Source organism: Hymenobacter gummosus (assembly GCF_003970915.1).
GTDB classification, from domain to species: Bacteria; Bacteroidota; Bacteroidia; order Cytophagales; family Hymenobacteraceae; genus Solirubrum; species Solirubrum gummosum.
This window is the reverse complement of record NZ_RXOF01000002.1, coordinates 282,702-296,463: the sequence shown is the minus strand read 5'-3', so window position 1 is coordinate 296,463 and position 13,762 is coordinate 282,702. Positions and strand designations below refer to the sequence as shown.

21 protein-coding genes are annotated in these 13,762 nt (G+C 61.1%); 13 read left to right on the top strand and 8 right to left on the bottom strand.

The annotated features are described in order from the left end of the window. Nucleotides 1–190 precede the first annotated feature (190 nt). From EJV47_RS04620 to EJV47_RS04595, 6 genes are all read left to right on the top strand, one after another. Nucleotides 191–385 (top strand): YodC family protein, encoded by a 195-nt coding sequence (locus EJV47_RS04620; protein ID WP_126691969.1) that lies wholly within the window; start codon nucleotides 191–193, stop codon nucleotides 383–385. A 1-nt stretch (nucleotide 386) separates the two neighbouring features. After that, a complete protein-coding gene (locus EJV47_RS04615) occupies nucleotides 387–659 on the top strand; it encodes a DUF6953 family protein (RefSeq protein WP_126691968.1) in 273 nt (90 codons plus the stop codon). A 19-nt stretch (nucleotides 660–678) separates the two neighbouring features. Continuing rightward, nucleotides 679–939: a hypothetical protein gene (locus EJV47_RS04610; protein WP_126691967.1), complete on the top strand. Its 261-nt coding sequence runs from the start codon at nucleotides 679–681 to the stop codon at nucleotides 937–939. Between the two features lie 110 nt (nucleotides 940–1,049). Next, complete coding sequence (locus EJV47_RS04605) at nucleotides 1,050–2,033, top strand: hypothetical protein (RefSeq protein ID WP_126691966.1); 984 nt, start codon at nucleotides 1,050–1,052, stop codon at nucleotides 2,031–2,033. 133 nt (nucleotides 2,034–2,166) lie between these two features. After that, entirely contained in the window at nucleotides 2,167–2,751 is a 585-nt protein-coding gene (locus EJV47_RS04600; RefSeq protein WP_207895827.1) for a DUF4145 domain-containing protein, read from the top strand. Between the two features lie 790 nt (nucleotides 2,752–3,541). Beyond that, a complete protein-coding gene (locus EJV47_RS04595) occupies nucleotides 3,542–4,303 on the top strand; it encodes a hypothetical protein (RefSeq protein WP_126691964.1) in 762 nt (253 codons plus the stop codon). Here EJV47_RS04595 and EJV47_RS04590 read toward each other — a convergent pair. The 8 genes from EJV47_RS04590 to EJV47_RS04555 all read right to left on the bottom strand — a co-directional run bounded on the left by EJV47_RS04590 (nucleotide 4,286) and on the right by EJV47_RS04555 (nucleotide 9,857). Further along, nucleotides 4,286–5,203 (bottom strand): helix-turn-helix transcriptional regulator, encoded by a 918-nt coding sequence (locus tag EJV47_RS04590; protein WP_126691963.1) that lies wholly within the window; start codon nucleotides 5,201–5,203, stop codon nucleotides 4,286–4,288. The genes EJV47_RS04595 and EJV47_RS04590 overlap by 18 nt on opposite strands. A gap of 12 nt (nucleotides 5,204–5,215) precedes the next feature. Next, a complete protein-coding gene (locus tag EJV47_RS04585; RefSeq protein ID WP_126691962.1) occupies nucleotides 5,216–5,764 on the bottom strand; it encodes a hypothetical protein in 549 nt (182 codons plus the stop codon). 16 nt (nucleotides 5,765–5,780) lie between these two features. Further along, nucleotides 5,781–6,539 carry a PDDEXK-like family protein gene (locus EJV47_RS04580; protein WP_126691961.1) on the bottom strand — a complete coding sequence of 253 codons (759 nt, stop codon included), beginning with the start codon at nucleotides 6,537–6,539 and terminating at the stop codon, nucleotides 5,781–5,783. A gap of 71 nt (nucleotides 6,540–6,610) precedes the next feature. Further along, a complete protein-coding gene (locus EJV47_RS04575; protein WP_126691960.1) occupies nucleotides 6,611–7,126 on the bottom strand; it encodes a hypothetical protein in 516 nt (171 codons plus the stop codon). 330 nt (nucleotides 7,127–7,456) lie between these two features. Continuing rightward, nucleotides 7,457–7,849 (bottom strand): M15 family metallopeptidase, encoded by a 393-nt coding sequence (locus EJV47_RS04570; RefSeq protein WP_165903617.1) that lies wholly within the window; start codon nucleotides 7,847–7,849, stop codon nucleotides 7,457–7,459. A 106-nt stretch (nucleotides 7,850–7,955) separates the two neighbouring features. Next, a complete protein-coding gene (locus tag EJV47_RS04565; RefSeq protein ID WP_126691958.1) occupies nucleotides 7,956–8,198 on the bottom strand; it encodes a hypothetical protein in 243 nt (80 codons plus the stop codon). An 11-nt stretch (nucleotides 8,199–8,209) separates the two neighbouring features. Further along, nucleotides 8,210–8,503 carry a hypothetical protein gene (locus EJV47_RS04560; protein ID WP_126691957.1) on the bottom strand — a complete coding sequence of 98 codons (294 nt, stop codon included), beginning with the start codon at nucleotides 8,501–8,503 and terminating at the stop codon, nucleotides 8,210–8,212. 958 nt (nucleotides 8,504–9,461) lie between these two features. Beyond that, a complete protein-coding gene (locus tag EJV47_RS04555; protein WP_126691956.1) occupies nucleotides 9,462–9,857 on the bottom strand; it encodes an SLOG family protein in 396 nt (131 codons plus the stop codon). A 188-nt stretch (nucleotides 9,858–10,045) separates the two neighbouring features. Between EJV47_RS04555 and EJV47_RS04550 the strand changes: the two genes are divergently transcribed. The 7 genes from EJV47_RS04550 (at nucleotide 10,046) to EJV47_RS04520 (ending at nucleotide 13,685) form a co-directional block, all read left to right on the top strand. Continuing rightward, complete coding sequence (locus EJV47_RS04550) at nucleotides 10,046–10,408, top strand: hypothetical protein (RefSeq protein WP_126691955.1); 363 nt, start codon at nucleotides 10,046–10,048, stop codon at nucleotides 10,406–10,408. Beyond that, nucleotides 10,401–10,901, top strand: a complete 501-nt coding sequence (locus tag EJV47_RS04545) for a hypothetical protein (protein ID WP_126691954.1) — start codon at nucleotides 10,401–10,403, stop codon at nucleotides 10,899–10,901. The genes EJV47_RS04550 and EJV47_RS04545 overlap by 8 nt, the downstream gene beginning before the upstream one ends. An 8-nt stretch (nucleotides 10,902–10,909) precedes the next feature. Beyond that, nucleotides 10,910–11,095 carry a SymE family type I addiction module toxin gene (locus tag EJV47_RS04540; RefSeq protein ID WP_126691953.1) on the top strand — a complete coding sequence of 62 codons (186 nt, stop codon included), beginning with the start codon at nucleotides 10,910–10,912 and terminating at the stop codon, nucleotides 11,093–11,095. A gap of 54 nt (nucleotides 11,096–11,149) precedes the next feature. Next, the gene (locus tag EJV47_RS04535) at nucleotides 11,150–11,458 is read left to right on the top strand and encodes a DUF3846 domain-containing protein (RefSeq protein WP_126691952.1); all 309 of its coding nucleotides are present in this window, start codon (nucleotides 11,150–11,152) and stop codon (nucleotides 11,456–11,458) included. A gap of 319 nt (nucleotides 11,459–11,777) precedes the next feature. After that, nucleotides 11,778–12,470 carry a hypothetical protein gene (locus EJV47_RS04530; RefSeq protein WP_126691951.1) on the top strand — a complete coding sequence of 231 codons (693 nt, stop codon included), beginning with the start codon at nucleotides 11,778–11,780 and terminating at the stop codon, nucleotides 12,468–12,470. Between the two features lie 6 nt (nucleotides 12,471–12,476). After that, entirely contained in the window at nucleotides 12,477–13,019 is a 543-nt protein-coding gene (locus EJV47_RS04525; RefSeq protein WP_126691950.1) for a hypothetical protein, read from the top strand. Nucleotides 13,020–13,028: 9 nt separating this feature from the next. Beyond that, the gene (locus EJV47_RS04520) at nucleotides 13,029–13,685 is read left to right on the top strand and encodes a PD-(D/E)XK nuclease-like domain-containing protein (protein WP_126691949.1); all 657 of its coding nucleotides are present in this window, start codon (nucleotides 13,029–13,031) and stop codon (nucleotides 13,683–13,685) included. Nucleotides 13,686–13,762: the final 77 nt, after the last annotated feature.

Here is a 13,762-nt window from a genome sequence, read left to right as displayed (position 1 = left end):
TCAAAGTAAACCCTGGAAAACGCGGGACCTGAGCAAGGTCGCCACCTGTGTATGACAACCAGTAAAAGACCGGTCATGCTGGACTCTACGGGCCGCAGGTCGACGTAGGCAAGCACCTCAACCGTTTCGTTGGCCCGACCTACTTCATAATCTGCATTTACCTCAGTCATTAACTTCATCACCCAATCCAATGGCAGATCAGCCTTTCAAACCTGGCGACATCGTACAACTCAAGTCCGGCGGCCCCAAGATGACGGTGGAGCGCAAAGACGGCTTCCGTATCTCATTACCCGGTGAGGCCGACAAAGTGGATTGCCAATGGTTCGTTGGCAACAAGCTCCAGCACGGTAGCTTCTACCCCGAATCCTTGAAAGCGGTAGAATAGCATGAGCCAGATTAGCGCCGACCAGGTAGCACGATGGATGCTTGATCAGTTGCAAGCCGAGGGTGTACTCTACCAAGTCACCGCCATCGACGGTATCGAAGCTCGATTCGGCGCGGCGTACACCTGCCTCAATGCTAATGGCAACATCGGCATTGCACCAGCTGTCCTCAAGGCATTCCGTCAACTCACAGCCGCTTCGGTAGTATGGGAGCGTTCCGGCCGTTTCTGGCGCTGGCGCGAAGCCCACGATCCATCCGGCCGACAACTAGCATGACCATCCATCTCTCACTTCTATGAAATTCACCGGTGCCCAAGTCCGCGAGCAAGGCCAGTCCTTCGCCATCGTACTCATTACCAGTCAGGCAGCCAGTACGCTCCATGGCCGTCAGGAGGCCGTACAGGCGTTTAGCCGCTATTTCCCTGGCCTTCCACTTGTCCTTGCCTGCCAAGACAGCCGTGGTCGGTTTACTTACTATGGTCGACAGGACATTGCCAATTTTCTGGCCAGCATCGACCCACGCCGCATTCCCTGGAAGGAATACACGGTTTCCTAGCTTTCATTGGTAACCCTAACATATTGAACGATAGCAGCAGCTGCCAGCGCAAGTATCATTGATGCGACGCTGCCACTACGGCTGAACGCTAATGCGCTTAATCCTCCTTTATGCCCAACCTCACTTATTACTCGCAGAAATTTCCACCTCACTTCAAAATAAGAGCAGAGGAAACTACTAATGTAAGCTGGGCTGAATTGGTTTGGGCCGCCATAACTGTAGGCAAACCAGAATCAAGGAATCTATTTCTTCACGGCATCTACTCGCATTTCGAGTACCGTATGCGCCTGTATATGCTGAAAGTCCACCTAATGGAGTCAGCCAGTGGTGAGTACGAGCAAACTCAGGTATACAAAGGTTTAGACCCAAGCGAAAAAACAGCTTTGTCATATTTCTTAGGTCTTACAATGGCGAAGCTGCTTGCGCACAGACGCTTGAAAACGCCTTGGCTACAGCATATAGACCGCTGTCAGGAAAAGCTCAATTTCGTTGCCAAGAAGCGTCCTGACCTTGTTGGCTTGAGCAGAGAGTCTGAGTGGCTGGTAATGGAGGCCAAAGGCCGAAGCGGAGCAGCCGATGAAAAAGCATTGCAGAATGCAGAACTTCAAACCGATGAACTTTTAGATATTAACGGCATTACAGACTTGTTGCGCGTTGTCTCAATGACATACTTCGCTGGGCCCGGCAGTTTACGTGTCCGTTGGCAAGACCCGCCAGAGTTCAACCAAGAAGCTCCGAGCTTAACTATCGAGCCGCTAGAGTTCTTAAGGTTATACTACGAGCCGTTGCGCAGCTTCATCAATCCCGCTGAGCAGCAAATTACTTCCGAGTCTTTTTCTGGATTTACATTCAACATGGTTACGCTGTCCGACTTTGATGTACGGATAGGTTTAATCAACCAACCGGACAACTTCTTTTTAGAGCGCCCCAACTGGGCAAGAAACGCGCAAATAACAAGGTATTTGAACCCAGCATCAGGTGCGGTAGATGACAGGACTTTTTTAGGCGACGACGGAATCTTAATACAACTCGGTTCTACTTGGGACATTGAAGCCATGCGTCAAGAGCCGTTGGAACGCCGCCCGATAAGCTAAGGAAAGTATTTCGAAACCCTAACGACATTCATTGCTGAATATGTCTACTCCTTACAAAGCCCCTCTTCACCTCGAACCTGCCTTTAATTGTCCATCGTGTGGAGCTTACGCTAACCAGCAGTGGGCATCGAACATGCACAAGGTTGACACTTATAATAACTACATGGGCAGTGTTCCTGAATTGCAAGCGGCGCAATGCGCGCACTGTCAACAGCATTCATTATGGCTCAGCGGCTCCATGATTTACCCCTTCGGCGGCGCCGCTCCTTTGCCCAACCCTGACATGCCCGCCGATGTGAAGCAGGATTATGAAGAGGCCCGCAACATCCTCAGCATCTCGCCCCGCGGTGCCGCTGCCTTGCTTCGCTTGGCTGTGCAAAAGCTCATGGTGCATCTTGGCGAACCTGGCCACAATATCAATGATGATATTGCCAGCCTTGTCCGCAAAGGCTTACCCGTACGCCTCCAGCAGGCTCTCGATAGCGTGCGGGTCGTCGGCAACAATGCCGTACACCCTGGCCAACTTGATCTGCGCGATAACGCCGAACTTGCCACCCAACTCTTCACCTTCCTCAACATCATCGTCACCAACCGAATTACGGAAGACCGGATGATTGATCAATTCTATTCTGAAACCATCCCCACCAACCTACAGCAGGCCATTACCAACCGCGACACTCCGCGCATGACGGGCAGGGGCGGTGGTGCCGGCCGCTAAGATGTTTGCATCGTAGCTAGATGTTGCGGTATTTAGGTACTACCTAGATACCGCAACATCCATTATGCCCGCTACTCAACAGCCCAAAAAGACTTTTAACTTCCAAGAAGTAGTCCGGGCAAAAGGTTGTTCAGATGAGCAACTTACCGTCTGGCTGAAACTTAAACAGTATTCTTTTTCACGCCGACGGGCCGTGTTGCTGCCTGCTGAGACATTTGAAAAGCTCATGGCTCATATCGACCTGGGTGTCGCCTGCAAATTCAATCCGCTTCGTTCCGGTGATAATGGGCTGCTGAATCAAAAGATAAGCCATATAGACAAAGAATTAAGAAAGCTACTGCAGCAGGACGAAAAGCACCGTGAGGTACAACAGGCCTGCCGCCGAGAGTTGGAACAAGGAGCTAAACTGCCACAGCAGCTGCTTGATATTGAGCGCAAAATCACCAGTATCCGGCAGCAGTACAGCGCCAAGCGCATGCTCGACATGCTTGGCCTCAACACTGACTACCGCCAGTTGCAGCAGGATAAGAAAAGCCTAGAGGCCGCGCTTAAGCAGTGGTCGGCACCTGATCTACAGCAACGCCTGGAACAGGCCGAGCAGGCATTGGCTAACTCTGAAAGCAGGCATCAGCAGCTTTCTGCAGTCCGCAAGCAGATCAACTTGCAAATAAGCGCCAATACCAAGCATCGTCAGGCTGACCCAAAGCCAGCCAAACAGCCCCTTACGCCTGAAGTCCCTGCCCCACGTACGGCTCCGCCGACTCCACCGGTAGCACCCGCCGTCCAGTCCTTGCCGTCCCACGCCATCGAAGTGGCCTGGAGCCACGTCCGCTTCGACGAGGGCTGCCTACAGGTTCGTTACTGCGGCATCTGGCTCGAGTGGTTCCGCTTTGCCGGCGCCAAGCGCTACCTGAACCACATCCGCGACCATTACACCTTCCGCAACGCGCCCCCGCTGCGGCTACTCATCCACCAGCGCACGGTGCTGTCCATCACCAACCCCGAGGTGGTGCTGTACTACATCCAGTTTCTCACCAACTCCTATAGCCTGCTGGAATGGCCCACCGTTGCCATCAGCGCTACCCTGCGGCCCCTCCCCCAGTATACCAAAGCCTATTTCCGCACTCACCTCCCCGACTATTTCCGGCCCGCCACGCTCAAGCACCTGTGCCAGGTTACCCGCGAGGATGCCCCCATCATTCCCGTGCCCGAAGTAGTCATCAACACCAAAGGCGGCCGTACCATCCACGATTCCTTCCTGTTCACCCTGCCCGCCAAGCATGGCATCACCTACATTGCCTGGGAAAGCACCGAGGAATCCAAGGCCACCTACGTGTTCAAAGCTGCCACTGCCCACCTCTCCGATGCCCTGCAGCGCATCTTCGATTACCTGGTGAGCGACGTGGTCAACAAGCGCCAAACGCTCATCTACTCCGCCGAGTTGCAGCGCCGGCTACATCTCATCACCCGCATCAGCCACACCAGCTTCCCGGAGTGGCGGCTCAGCATCCAGCCGTTCTGCCCAGCGCAGCGCCTACGCCTGCCGCAGTAAACTCAGCACCTGCCGGCTGGCCGCTTCCACCTGCTCACGCAGCCCGGCCGGCTCCAGCACCCGCACCCGCTCTCCCATCGACAGCACCTCCATCAGCAGGTCGTGAGTCACGTACACCCGCAACTCCACCCGCACTTCTGCGTCGTCATCTACTAGTACCCGCTGCGAGTGGTGCAGCGGGTAGCTTTTCACGTACTGCCCCTGGTCCGCGTCCAGCGCCAGCAGCACCCGCTGGGGCGCCTCCTCGTCCGGTCTGAAAATACCGAAGCAGTCCTGATAGTACGTCTGCGGGTCGAAGTCAGCCGGCACCCCAAAACGCCGCGGCAATAACTCCAGCGCCTGCAGCCGGTCCAGCCCGAAGCAGCGCAGGCTATCCTGCCGGTCTGCAGCCAGCCCCAGCACATACCACCGCCCCCGAAACTCCTTGAGCATCAGTGGCGCTACCGTGCGCCGCGCCGGCTCGTCTTCCCAAAACTTACGGTAGTCAAACGCCACCCACTGCCGCTGCTGTGCCGCCCGCAACAAAGGCCGCAGGTGCTCTAGGCCCAACGCCCGCCGCTGCTCCAGCTGCACATAGGGCGTCAGGACCGCCGGCAGTTGCAGAAACGCCTGCAGCTCGAAGGCTTCCAGCAGGCGCCGATGCCCCGCCGGCAATGCGTCAGTTTCCGTTACCTCGTACCCCCGCCGTGCGGAGTTGTAGTCAATGGTCACGCCCAGCCACTCGGCAATCTGCCTACGGTCACGCTGAAAGGTCCGCAGCGTGTAGCTCTGGGCCTGGTCGCCCACGGGCGTTTGCTCCAGCAGGTACGCCTGTAGCTCCTCAAATGGCACCGCCCGCCGCAGCTGCTGCAGCCGCAGCACCACGAACAGTTGCCGCAGCAGGTGGGCACGAGAAGTCACGCTCGGTCCGGTTTATAGGTTGGCCTCCTGATGAATACGGTCCAGCACCGGCCCGTACTTCTTCACGAAGCCCACCACGGTGTCCACCATCTCACTCACCGCCGCCTGCCGGTTGGCGGGCAGAATTCGCTCCATCGTTGCCTGTTCCCGAAAATCGTGGCTGGTGAGCGGCCGGTAGCAAGGCCATTCTGCGGTATTACCCTTCATCCCTTCTTGCTCGCGTACACCCGCCGCCTGCAGCAATGCATCCACCTTGGCGCGGTCGTAAACGCTGGCCGAACAGTGCAGCCCAAAGTCCGGCCGGCCGCGCAGCGCATCGCAGTTGACGCCCATCCGCTCCCAGCCAGGCCGCCGTACCGAAAACCAGTCCGGCAACGACAGAAGTACTTCCCAGCCCTCCGCGGCCAGTTGCTGTTGCACGGCCCGTTGCACCTCCTGCCAGAAATCGTGCGCCAACCGCTCGTCCAGCGTGCCAATCTGCCCGGCAATCTGTTTGGCTGCCCGGTAGTTTTCGGGCTGCGTCAGGTAATCGTAAATGGTTTCTTCGTAAGTTGTGCTCATGTCGGGCAGGAAAGAGTTATAGGTTTTCAATGGCCTGGATGTACTGCTCCAGTATCTGCCGCACCACGGGGGCCTGCACCTGGGCTAAGCAGCCCTGCAGCATGGGCAGCACATGGTCGTAGTACGTGATGCACCGCAGCCGCCCCGCCTCGGTCAGCTGCTGCCGCTCCGCTACTGTCAGAGAGGCCTCGTCCGGGTCGCGGCGCCACGGCGTCAGGTACAGCAGCAGCGAACGGCTGCCAAACTGAGCTTCCAGGTAGCGCTGATACCGGGCCAGCTGCCGGTCCTGATCGGCCGCGTAAATCTTGTTTTCGATGGCCACGGCAAACCGGGCATCCGGCCCCCGGTAAGTCAGCAGCACATCAATAAACCCATCTCCCGTGTCGACCTCCGTGGCCACATGGTAAAAATGCGCGTCCCGGCCCTGGTACCGGTTGGGCTGTATACCCAGCTGCCGTAGCTGTTCCAGCAACGCATCGTAAAACAGTGGCCCCTGGCCGTGCGCGCCCCTCGGATATAGCAAATCAGCCAGCATCGGCGAGTGCAGCCGGGTCTCGTCCCAGGTCAGATTACGCAGCAGGCTGAACACATTGTAAGCCGGCGCCAGCTGCTGCTGCCGACGGTGCAGCTGCTGCAGCACCTGCCAGCCCTCCAACAGCCGGGCATATGCCAGCTGGTCGGCGACCAGGCGCTGCGTTTCGTGTTGGTGCGTCAGGGCTTTGTAGCGTTCCAGAAAGGCAATCAGCGTGCCGGGCGTTTCAGGAATATCAATCATCGAAGCAACTAAAGAACCAACGAAAAAGAAGAAATCAGGATAGATCGGGCCACAATATAGAAGCTCCACCGCTAGGCCCCATACCCCACCAATAATAATACCTCCAACTGCTGTCCTAACCGCCTGTCAGCGTCATGCGCTGCCTCGGTCAGGCATCCAGCCCCTACCCGCTTTTGTACCGTTTCGGTAATATAAATCAGCTCCTGTAGCTCGGCGTCTCCCAGTCTTTCCGTGCGCACAACCAGCAATGCCCTACCCATCTGCCCCGTACCGGGTCCCAATCGCAGCCCCTGACTCCAGAGCTGACCAGCAGCCTGTCGGGCCCGATCTTTTCCCTGATCTACCGCTCGCCCCACCCAAAGTCCTAGACTGTAGCGCAGCACCTCCCAGGCATCTTCCCAGTCGAATATTGCTTCGCCTGATGGGCATAGCAAATGTGCCAGCTCACGGCTCAGCCGCAGCCGTTCCGATAAAGTCAGCTTCTCCCGCACGTCCGCCGCAGCGGCTTGTTGTAACCAGCATTGCACCAGATACCCCACTTGGTGTCCCAGCGTTTTATTACTCATCGGAAGGGCTACTGCTTTCATCAACGCAAAAGTCAGTCCCCACCACGACAAAGCGTGTCGTTCTACTACCGTCACACAAAAAAAGCCCGTCCCTTCAACCAACCTGATACCTTTCCTACAGCAGTGTGCAGGAGCGCACCACGGCGTAGTGGCTTTGAACCGTAGGTAAATCTTGAGGCCTACGCCGCCCCGAGGAGTGGCAAATGGTACAGCGTGCCCACAGAGCTGTTACGTTCTGTCTCCGATATGCCTGCCATTCTTGTCTGGCTTCCCCTCTCTTCGGAGAGGGGGCCGGGGGTGAGGCAAAACACCCGCACCGCTAGACCTTAACGGCGCTGCCGCGTGGCCGTTCTACCCGTGTAACTCGAAATGCGGCCAGTCCCGAAACTGCTCATCCGACGTTATTCCGTCCCGGTCCCAATCCGCACCCCACGTAATCCGTTTATCAGCATAGCGCATCAGCCGGGAGAACAGAAGCAGAGCCGCATTGTCCCACTTCACCGATCCGTCTTCCTGCAGATGCGCCACATCCAGCGCCAGACTCGGCAGGTGATTGTGGTTCGACTGCCCGCTACGCTTGTAGGTCACAACGCGGCCGGCCTCCACCTTGCCGATGGGACTCAGCCCGGCCGCCTTGCGGAGCTGGTTGACCACTGCCAGCGACTGCCGCCCCTGCGCGTACAACGCATTCTGCTCGGCGTTGCTACGATACCCACAGGTGACAATCGGCAGGCCCAGCAGCATCAATTTTGGGTCGCCCATCCACCGGCGTAGCGCCACCCGGTACGCCGCTCCCAGTTCCGGCCGCACCTGGGCCAGCCGCGCCGCTTGCGTAGCCTCCTGTTTCGTGCTAAGCTTGACCACGGCTGCCTCCTTCCTCATTGCGCACATCCTCACGCGCCACCGGCACGTCCTCACGTATCCCATCCTTCGCCGAAAGGCCCGCCCAGCCAGCCCCGATACCAAGTAGCACCACAAGCTTCTCAAAGTCCAGCCGCCCGAGCACGAACAGCAGCACTGACACCAGGCATAGCAAGCCGCCCGCAGTTGTTTTCCAATTGGTCACAAAGACCCGTTTCAGCAGTTGTTGCATGGCTGCAGCAGTTAAGAAATGGTTTCGTCTCCGAGCGGGTGGACCTTACCCAACGCCACCTGAACGGCAATAAACTTGTCGAAGGAGCCAACAGACCGATGCAGGCTGGCATTCTGGGTTTCCAGCATTACCAGGCGTTTTTCCTGGTATTCCGAGAGCTTGGCATACCCGTTCATATCTAGCTTCATCGTATTCATATCAGCCCGCATGGTGTCCACGCTGGTAGCCGTGCTCGACAGCTTCGCATCAATCTGGCTGATGCTGCGGTTCAGCAGGTAACCGACAACTCCAATCAGAGCCGTCATAAATGCTGGTATTGCCCAATCTTGGAGAGACATAACAGAAGACATTAGCCCATATTTATGTGACATACGCAAGTTATGCACCAACAAACAGTATTTGCATTATAACAACTCAAAAATCAACCTAAACCGCACGCCCTACGCTCCAGCCAGCCGTTCCTCCTCACACTCCCGACCCGCAACGACCGGCCTCCGCTACCGTAACCTAACGCCCCGGCCCGCCTCCTTCGTCGGCCAGCCTCTACCCGCCTCCGTTTCCAATGGCGCCCTGACGAGTCCCACCGCACCGGCTCAGCCCGCCCATTGCTTCGCGGCGGCTTGGCCTTCACCCACCAGTCCCTGACGGCGCGGACGACAGCCCACTACACGGCCACCCCCGCCAACGCTTCGCGGCTGCGGGCGGCTTTCACCCACGCACACAGCGGTGGCGACAGCGGCAAGCTGCAACTCGGTGCAGCTTCTCAGGGAAAAGAAGTTACCGGCCACAGTTCCACCGATAGTCTGCAGTCCGGCGGCGCTACCGGCGGCATTCCGTCGACCCGTCAGCAGGCCGCCTTGCAGCCTCCGCGTTGCTCTGGCTCACCTCGGACTCCGCAGCCAGCCCTGCAGCATCAGCAGCGGCAGCAACTCACTGCGGCAACAGCGGCCATCTGGCTGCTACGCCTCATAAGGTGCCCTTCGGGCTGGTATGCTGGGGGCCCTCAGGGCCCGGCCCCCAGGCCCCCCGGCCGTGGGGTGTTTAGTGGTGGCGGGCGGCCCGCCACCGCCTCGGCCGCCGTGCGGGCGGTAGCCAGGCCCCAGGTTGCCCGTTCAGGGCGCGGGCGGTTAGTGCGGCAGCGGCAGCGGGCGCGTGTCGTGGTGCGCCTGTTTGGAGTCTTTCTTGTCTGGTGCCGCGTCGGCGCTGCCGCTGGCCACTACCGCCAAGTGGCCGCGGCCACCGTCCGGCGCGGCGGTGCAGGCCCTACAGCCCCAGCCCGCCGGCTACTGGGCCCGCACTGGGCGCCGGCGCGGCCAGCCACTCGCAGCAGCGGCCCAGCCGTGCAGCAGCGCGGGCGGCGCTCAGGGTGCCACGGCTCTGCCCGTCCCACACCAGCAGCACCAGGTCGGCGCGGCGCGCTATTTCGGCGTTGCGCACATGCGGGGCGCCGGCTCCGTTGGCGCGGTAGTCTGGGCGCAGTTCGGTGCAGGGCACCCCATTAGCCCGCGCCCAGGTGGCGGCCATTGTATCCACCCCGGCCGCGCCGCCGCTCACCACTTCGGCCAGCTCGCCAGCTGCGTGCAGAGCATCCAAGCGGGCCAGCAGGGCGGGGCACTCTGTCAGGTCACGGCTACCCACCACCGCGACCTTTTTTTGCATCTTTCTCATACTACAATATACGTTCTATGCGTATAAAATAATGTAAATTGTGGATAACTTTTGTTCTCATATAGTATATCATATTAGACGCTAGTACCGTATATTAGTATAGAAGTTCGGGATAGGCTCGGACGCCCGCGCGCTGGGCAGGCCGCCAGGAGCGCACCATACGGCTAACACGTACAGCCATGCTCACCCCCTTGCAGTTTTCGCAGCTCGTTGCTGCCGCTTGGTCAGGCCCGGCCGTGGCCCACCACGCCACTATCAGCCACTACGTTTCTACCACGGGCTATCAGGCCACGCAGTATCAGGTATCCTACCATGTTGGCGAGGCATGCTTTATAGCGCCGTGGCAGGCGCAGGAGTGCCCGTTTCAGGCCGTAGCCGCTGCCGTGGCTGCTGCCGCCGCTGCCGGCGTCCCGGTCTGCCGCCGCCACGCCCAGCGGGCCATCAGCCGCGCCGTGTGGGGCCTCACCGGGGCGCCCGCCCTCCGGCCCGGCTTCGCCTGCCGCGCCCGTCGTCACCGCTGCGCCCCGCTCCGCCATGCGTAGCGCCGCCACCGCGCCGGCCTCCCCTGTAGCAGGGGCGGCCGTGCAGGCCGCGCCGCTCGGCGCCGTGGCCCGCCGCCTGCTAGGGGTGTGCCGCGCCCACCACGGCCGCGCCGTGGGGCTGTCCACGCTGGCACTGCGCAGCGGGCTAAGGGTGGAGCGGTGCGGCGAGGAGTTGCACGAGTTGGCCGCAGCTGGCTTGGTGCGCTACACCAGCAGCGCCGCGCCGCTCTGGGCCCCGGCCGCGCCGTGGCAGCCTGCTTTGTGCTTCGCCACCGCTACGCCGTGGGGCGTCGTGTGCAGCGCCCCGCAGCCCGGCCACCCGCGCATCTACCAGCAGCAGGCCGCCGCAGGCAGCTACGCCACCCAGGCGCAGGCCCAGTCCGCCGCCGACCAGTTGAACCACGCCGCCCCGGTGCTCCGCCTCCGGCCCGCTGACCGCTACGCCGAGCTGCCCGAACCGCAGTTTGAGCCGCACCCCTGGGACCTTAAGTAGCCGCCGCCATGCCCAGCAACGCCCCGCGCCGCCTCAAGGTGGCCCCGCACTTCAAGCGCCTGCCCCCCCGCCCGGCCGTCACCTCGTCGCTTCGCCTGCAAGGGGATTGGCTGGAGGCCGCCGGCTTCCCTCCCGGCAGTACCGCCGTGGTCCACATCGAAGCCGGCCGCCTCGTCATCACCCCGGCCGCCTAGTTCTACCCGGCCCGCGCCAGCTCACGGCGGCGCGGGCCACCACTACCTGCCATCATGCCCGCTATTTCCTACCAGCCCCATTTGCTCGACCCGCACAGCACCGAGCCCCAACCCGTCAACCCCGCCAACGGCCGCAGCTTCCAGCTGTCCGAGCTGCGCCAACTGCTCGACTGCCAGCGCGTCGACGTGGTGCGCCTCACCGATGAGCTGATTCTCATCATCGACGACGAAGGCAAGTTCCGCAGCCCCTGCTACCTCAATCTGCTGGCAACCTACCTCTGGTACCAGCACCAGCCCCAGGCTCGCGGCCTCGATTCCATTGTGGGCCGCGCTATCCTCTGCCACGATCAGCAATTCAAATAGCCCCCACCGGCCCGCGCCGCAACGGCGCGGGCCACAACAACCCGTCATCATGTCGGAAGTGAAAGAACACGCCGCCGCATTCGAGGCCGCAGTAGAGCGGGCCGCTACCGTGCTAGGGTTTGCCAGCCCGGCCGAATACATCCACGACAGAAGCACTTGCGCACAGGGCCGCCGATTCTTGGCGGTAGAGGTGCTGGCCGAGTTGCGGGCCGCAGGGTGGCGGCTTACGTGGGTGGATGCCGACGACGAATAGACCACAACACGGCCACCGGGGGCCGGGCCGATAACCGGCCCCCATTCATTTCTACCACTTACCCCAATGGCAACCGCCAAACAAACCACCGCCGCAGCTGCTGTTGCTGCTCCCGCCGCTACCCTCCCCACGCCCAGCCGGGCCTACCTGACCGTTACCGCCGACGAGGACACCGGCGAAGTCACCGAAACGCCCCGCTTCAAGTACCTGCCCGGCCACCCGCGCCAAATCCGCGCCGACCTGAAGGCCGGCGTGTTCAACGTCGGCGGCGAGAAGGTACTCGGCAAAACGCTCAGCTTCATCCCGGTGGCCCTGCGCATCTTTCGCGACAACATCCTGAACATGGGCCCCAAAGTGTGGGCGGAACTGTTTTTCGTGGATGAGTCCGGCGTGGTGTGCGCCGTGCTGTTCCACGGCTACAGCGTCGAGAACCTGCAGAAGCTGAACGCCGCCCTGTTCTACGACGAGCTGCAGCTGACCGACGTCGTGCTGACCTGCACCCCACAGAAGAAGCAGACCGAGAAGGACGGCAAGCCCGCCACCTACTACATCGTAGAGTTCAGCTACCAGCCCGCCGACCTGGCCGAGGTGCAGGCCCGCCAGGAGTTTGCCCAAGACTTCGACCTGTACCGCGAGGAAACCCTGACCGGCACCGAGGAACGGCGCATCACGGCCGGCTACCGGGTACCCGCCACCTACCACGCCGAGCAGCCCGCCCAGCTCGAAGCCGCTCCGGCCGCCGAGGCTCCCGCCGCCTAAGCCCCCGTGTGCGCCCTGTCCGCCACCACCCAGCCGGCCGCCCGCCCCACCAGCGGGCGGCCCCAGCTGCCCCCGCCGCCCGCGCCGGTGGCTGCCGGCGCCCACTGGTGGAAGCCCGTCACCGGCACCACCGAGCAGCGCAAGCGCCGCCAGGGCAAGTGCCTGCGCTACGGGTGCAGCAACAAGGCCGGGGCGCACAAGAAATTCTGCCCCAAGCACCACCACCAGGCCCAAAAAGCCAATGACCCGATTTCCTACATCTACTCGATGCGGAAGCAGCGGGCCAAGCAGCGCGGCCACGAGTGGACCATCACCCTCGACAATTTCCGCGACTGGTGCGAGTGGACCGGCTACCACCAGCGTACCGGCCGCGTCACCTCCGCCCTGAGCATTGACCGCAAAGACCCCGCCCACGGCTACCACATCTGGAACATTCAGCCGCTGGCCTATGGGGCCAACAGCGCTAAGGGCCAGACCGCCGAGCCGGTCTATTTCGACCCCGATACCCAATCCTTCAAACGCGGTACTCCGCCCGAGTGCCCTTTCTAACCTCCCGCCATGTTTCACACCGTCACCGCCTGCCCCGAGCTGACCCAGGCCGCCCACCGCGCCCTGCCCTACGTCTCCAATACCGACCTGAGCAATCTGGCCGCCGAGCTGCTGGGCAAGGTCCGCAGCCCCAATACCCAGGCCCTGATTTTCGGCAGCGCGTTTCACGAGGCCGTTTTGGAGCCTGACCGCTACACCCGCCCGCTCGACCTTCCCCCGGCGCAAGTCACGCTGCTGGAGACGCTGGCCGCCGCCGTGCGCCGCCAACGCTACTGCCGCGACCTACTCTACCGCGGCACCGCCGAGCTGACCCATACCGCCGTGCACGAGGAAACCGGCCTCACCGTCAAAATCCGCCCCGACCTGCTGCTGACCACGCCCCGCCTAGGCCGCCGCGTGCTCGTGGACTTCAAAACCACCAGCTGCAAGGATTACGCGCAATTCGTCGGCACCGTCGAAGCCTACGACTATGACCGCCAGGCCGCGTTTTACTCCGACGTGCTGCAGGCTGACCGCTTCGTGATTATCGGCGTCCAGAAGAAGGCCCCGCACGATATCTGGGTGGTGGAGTTGTCCGCCGATGCCGCCACGATGGATCAGGGCCGCAAGAAGTACCGCCGGCTGTTGCGTGCTTACGCTACCCAACGGGCGCTAATAGCGGCTTAAAACTTTTGCAAGCATCGAAGGCGCAACAGTCCGTGCACCCCATGCACGGACTGTTGCCGTTTATTCGATTCGCACAT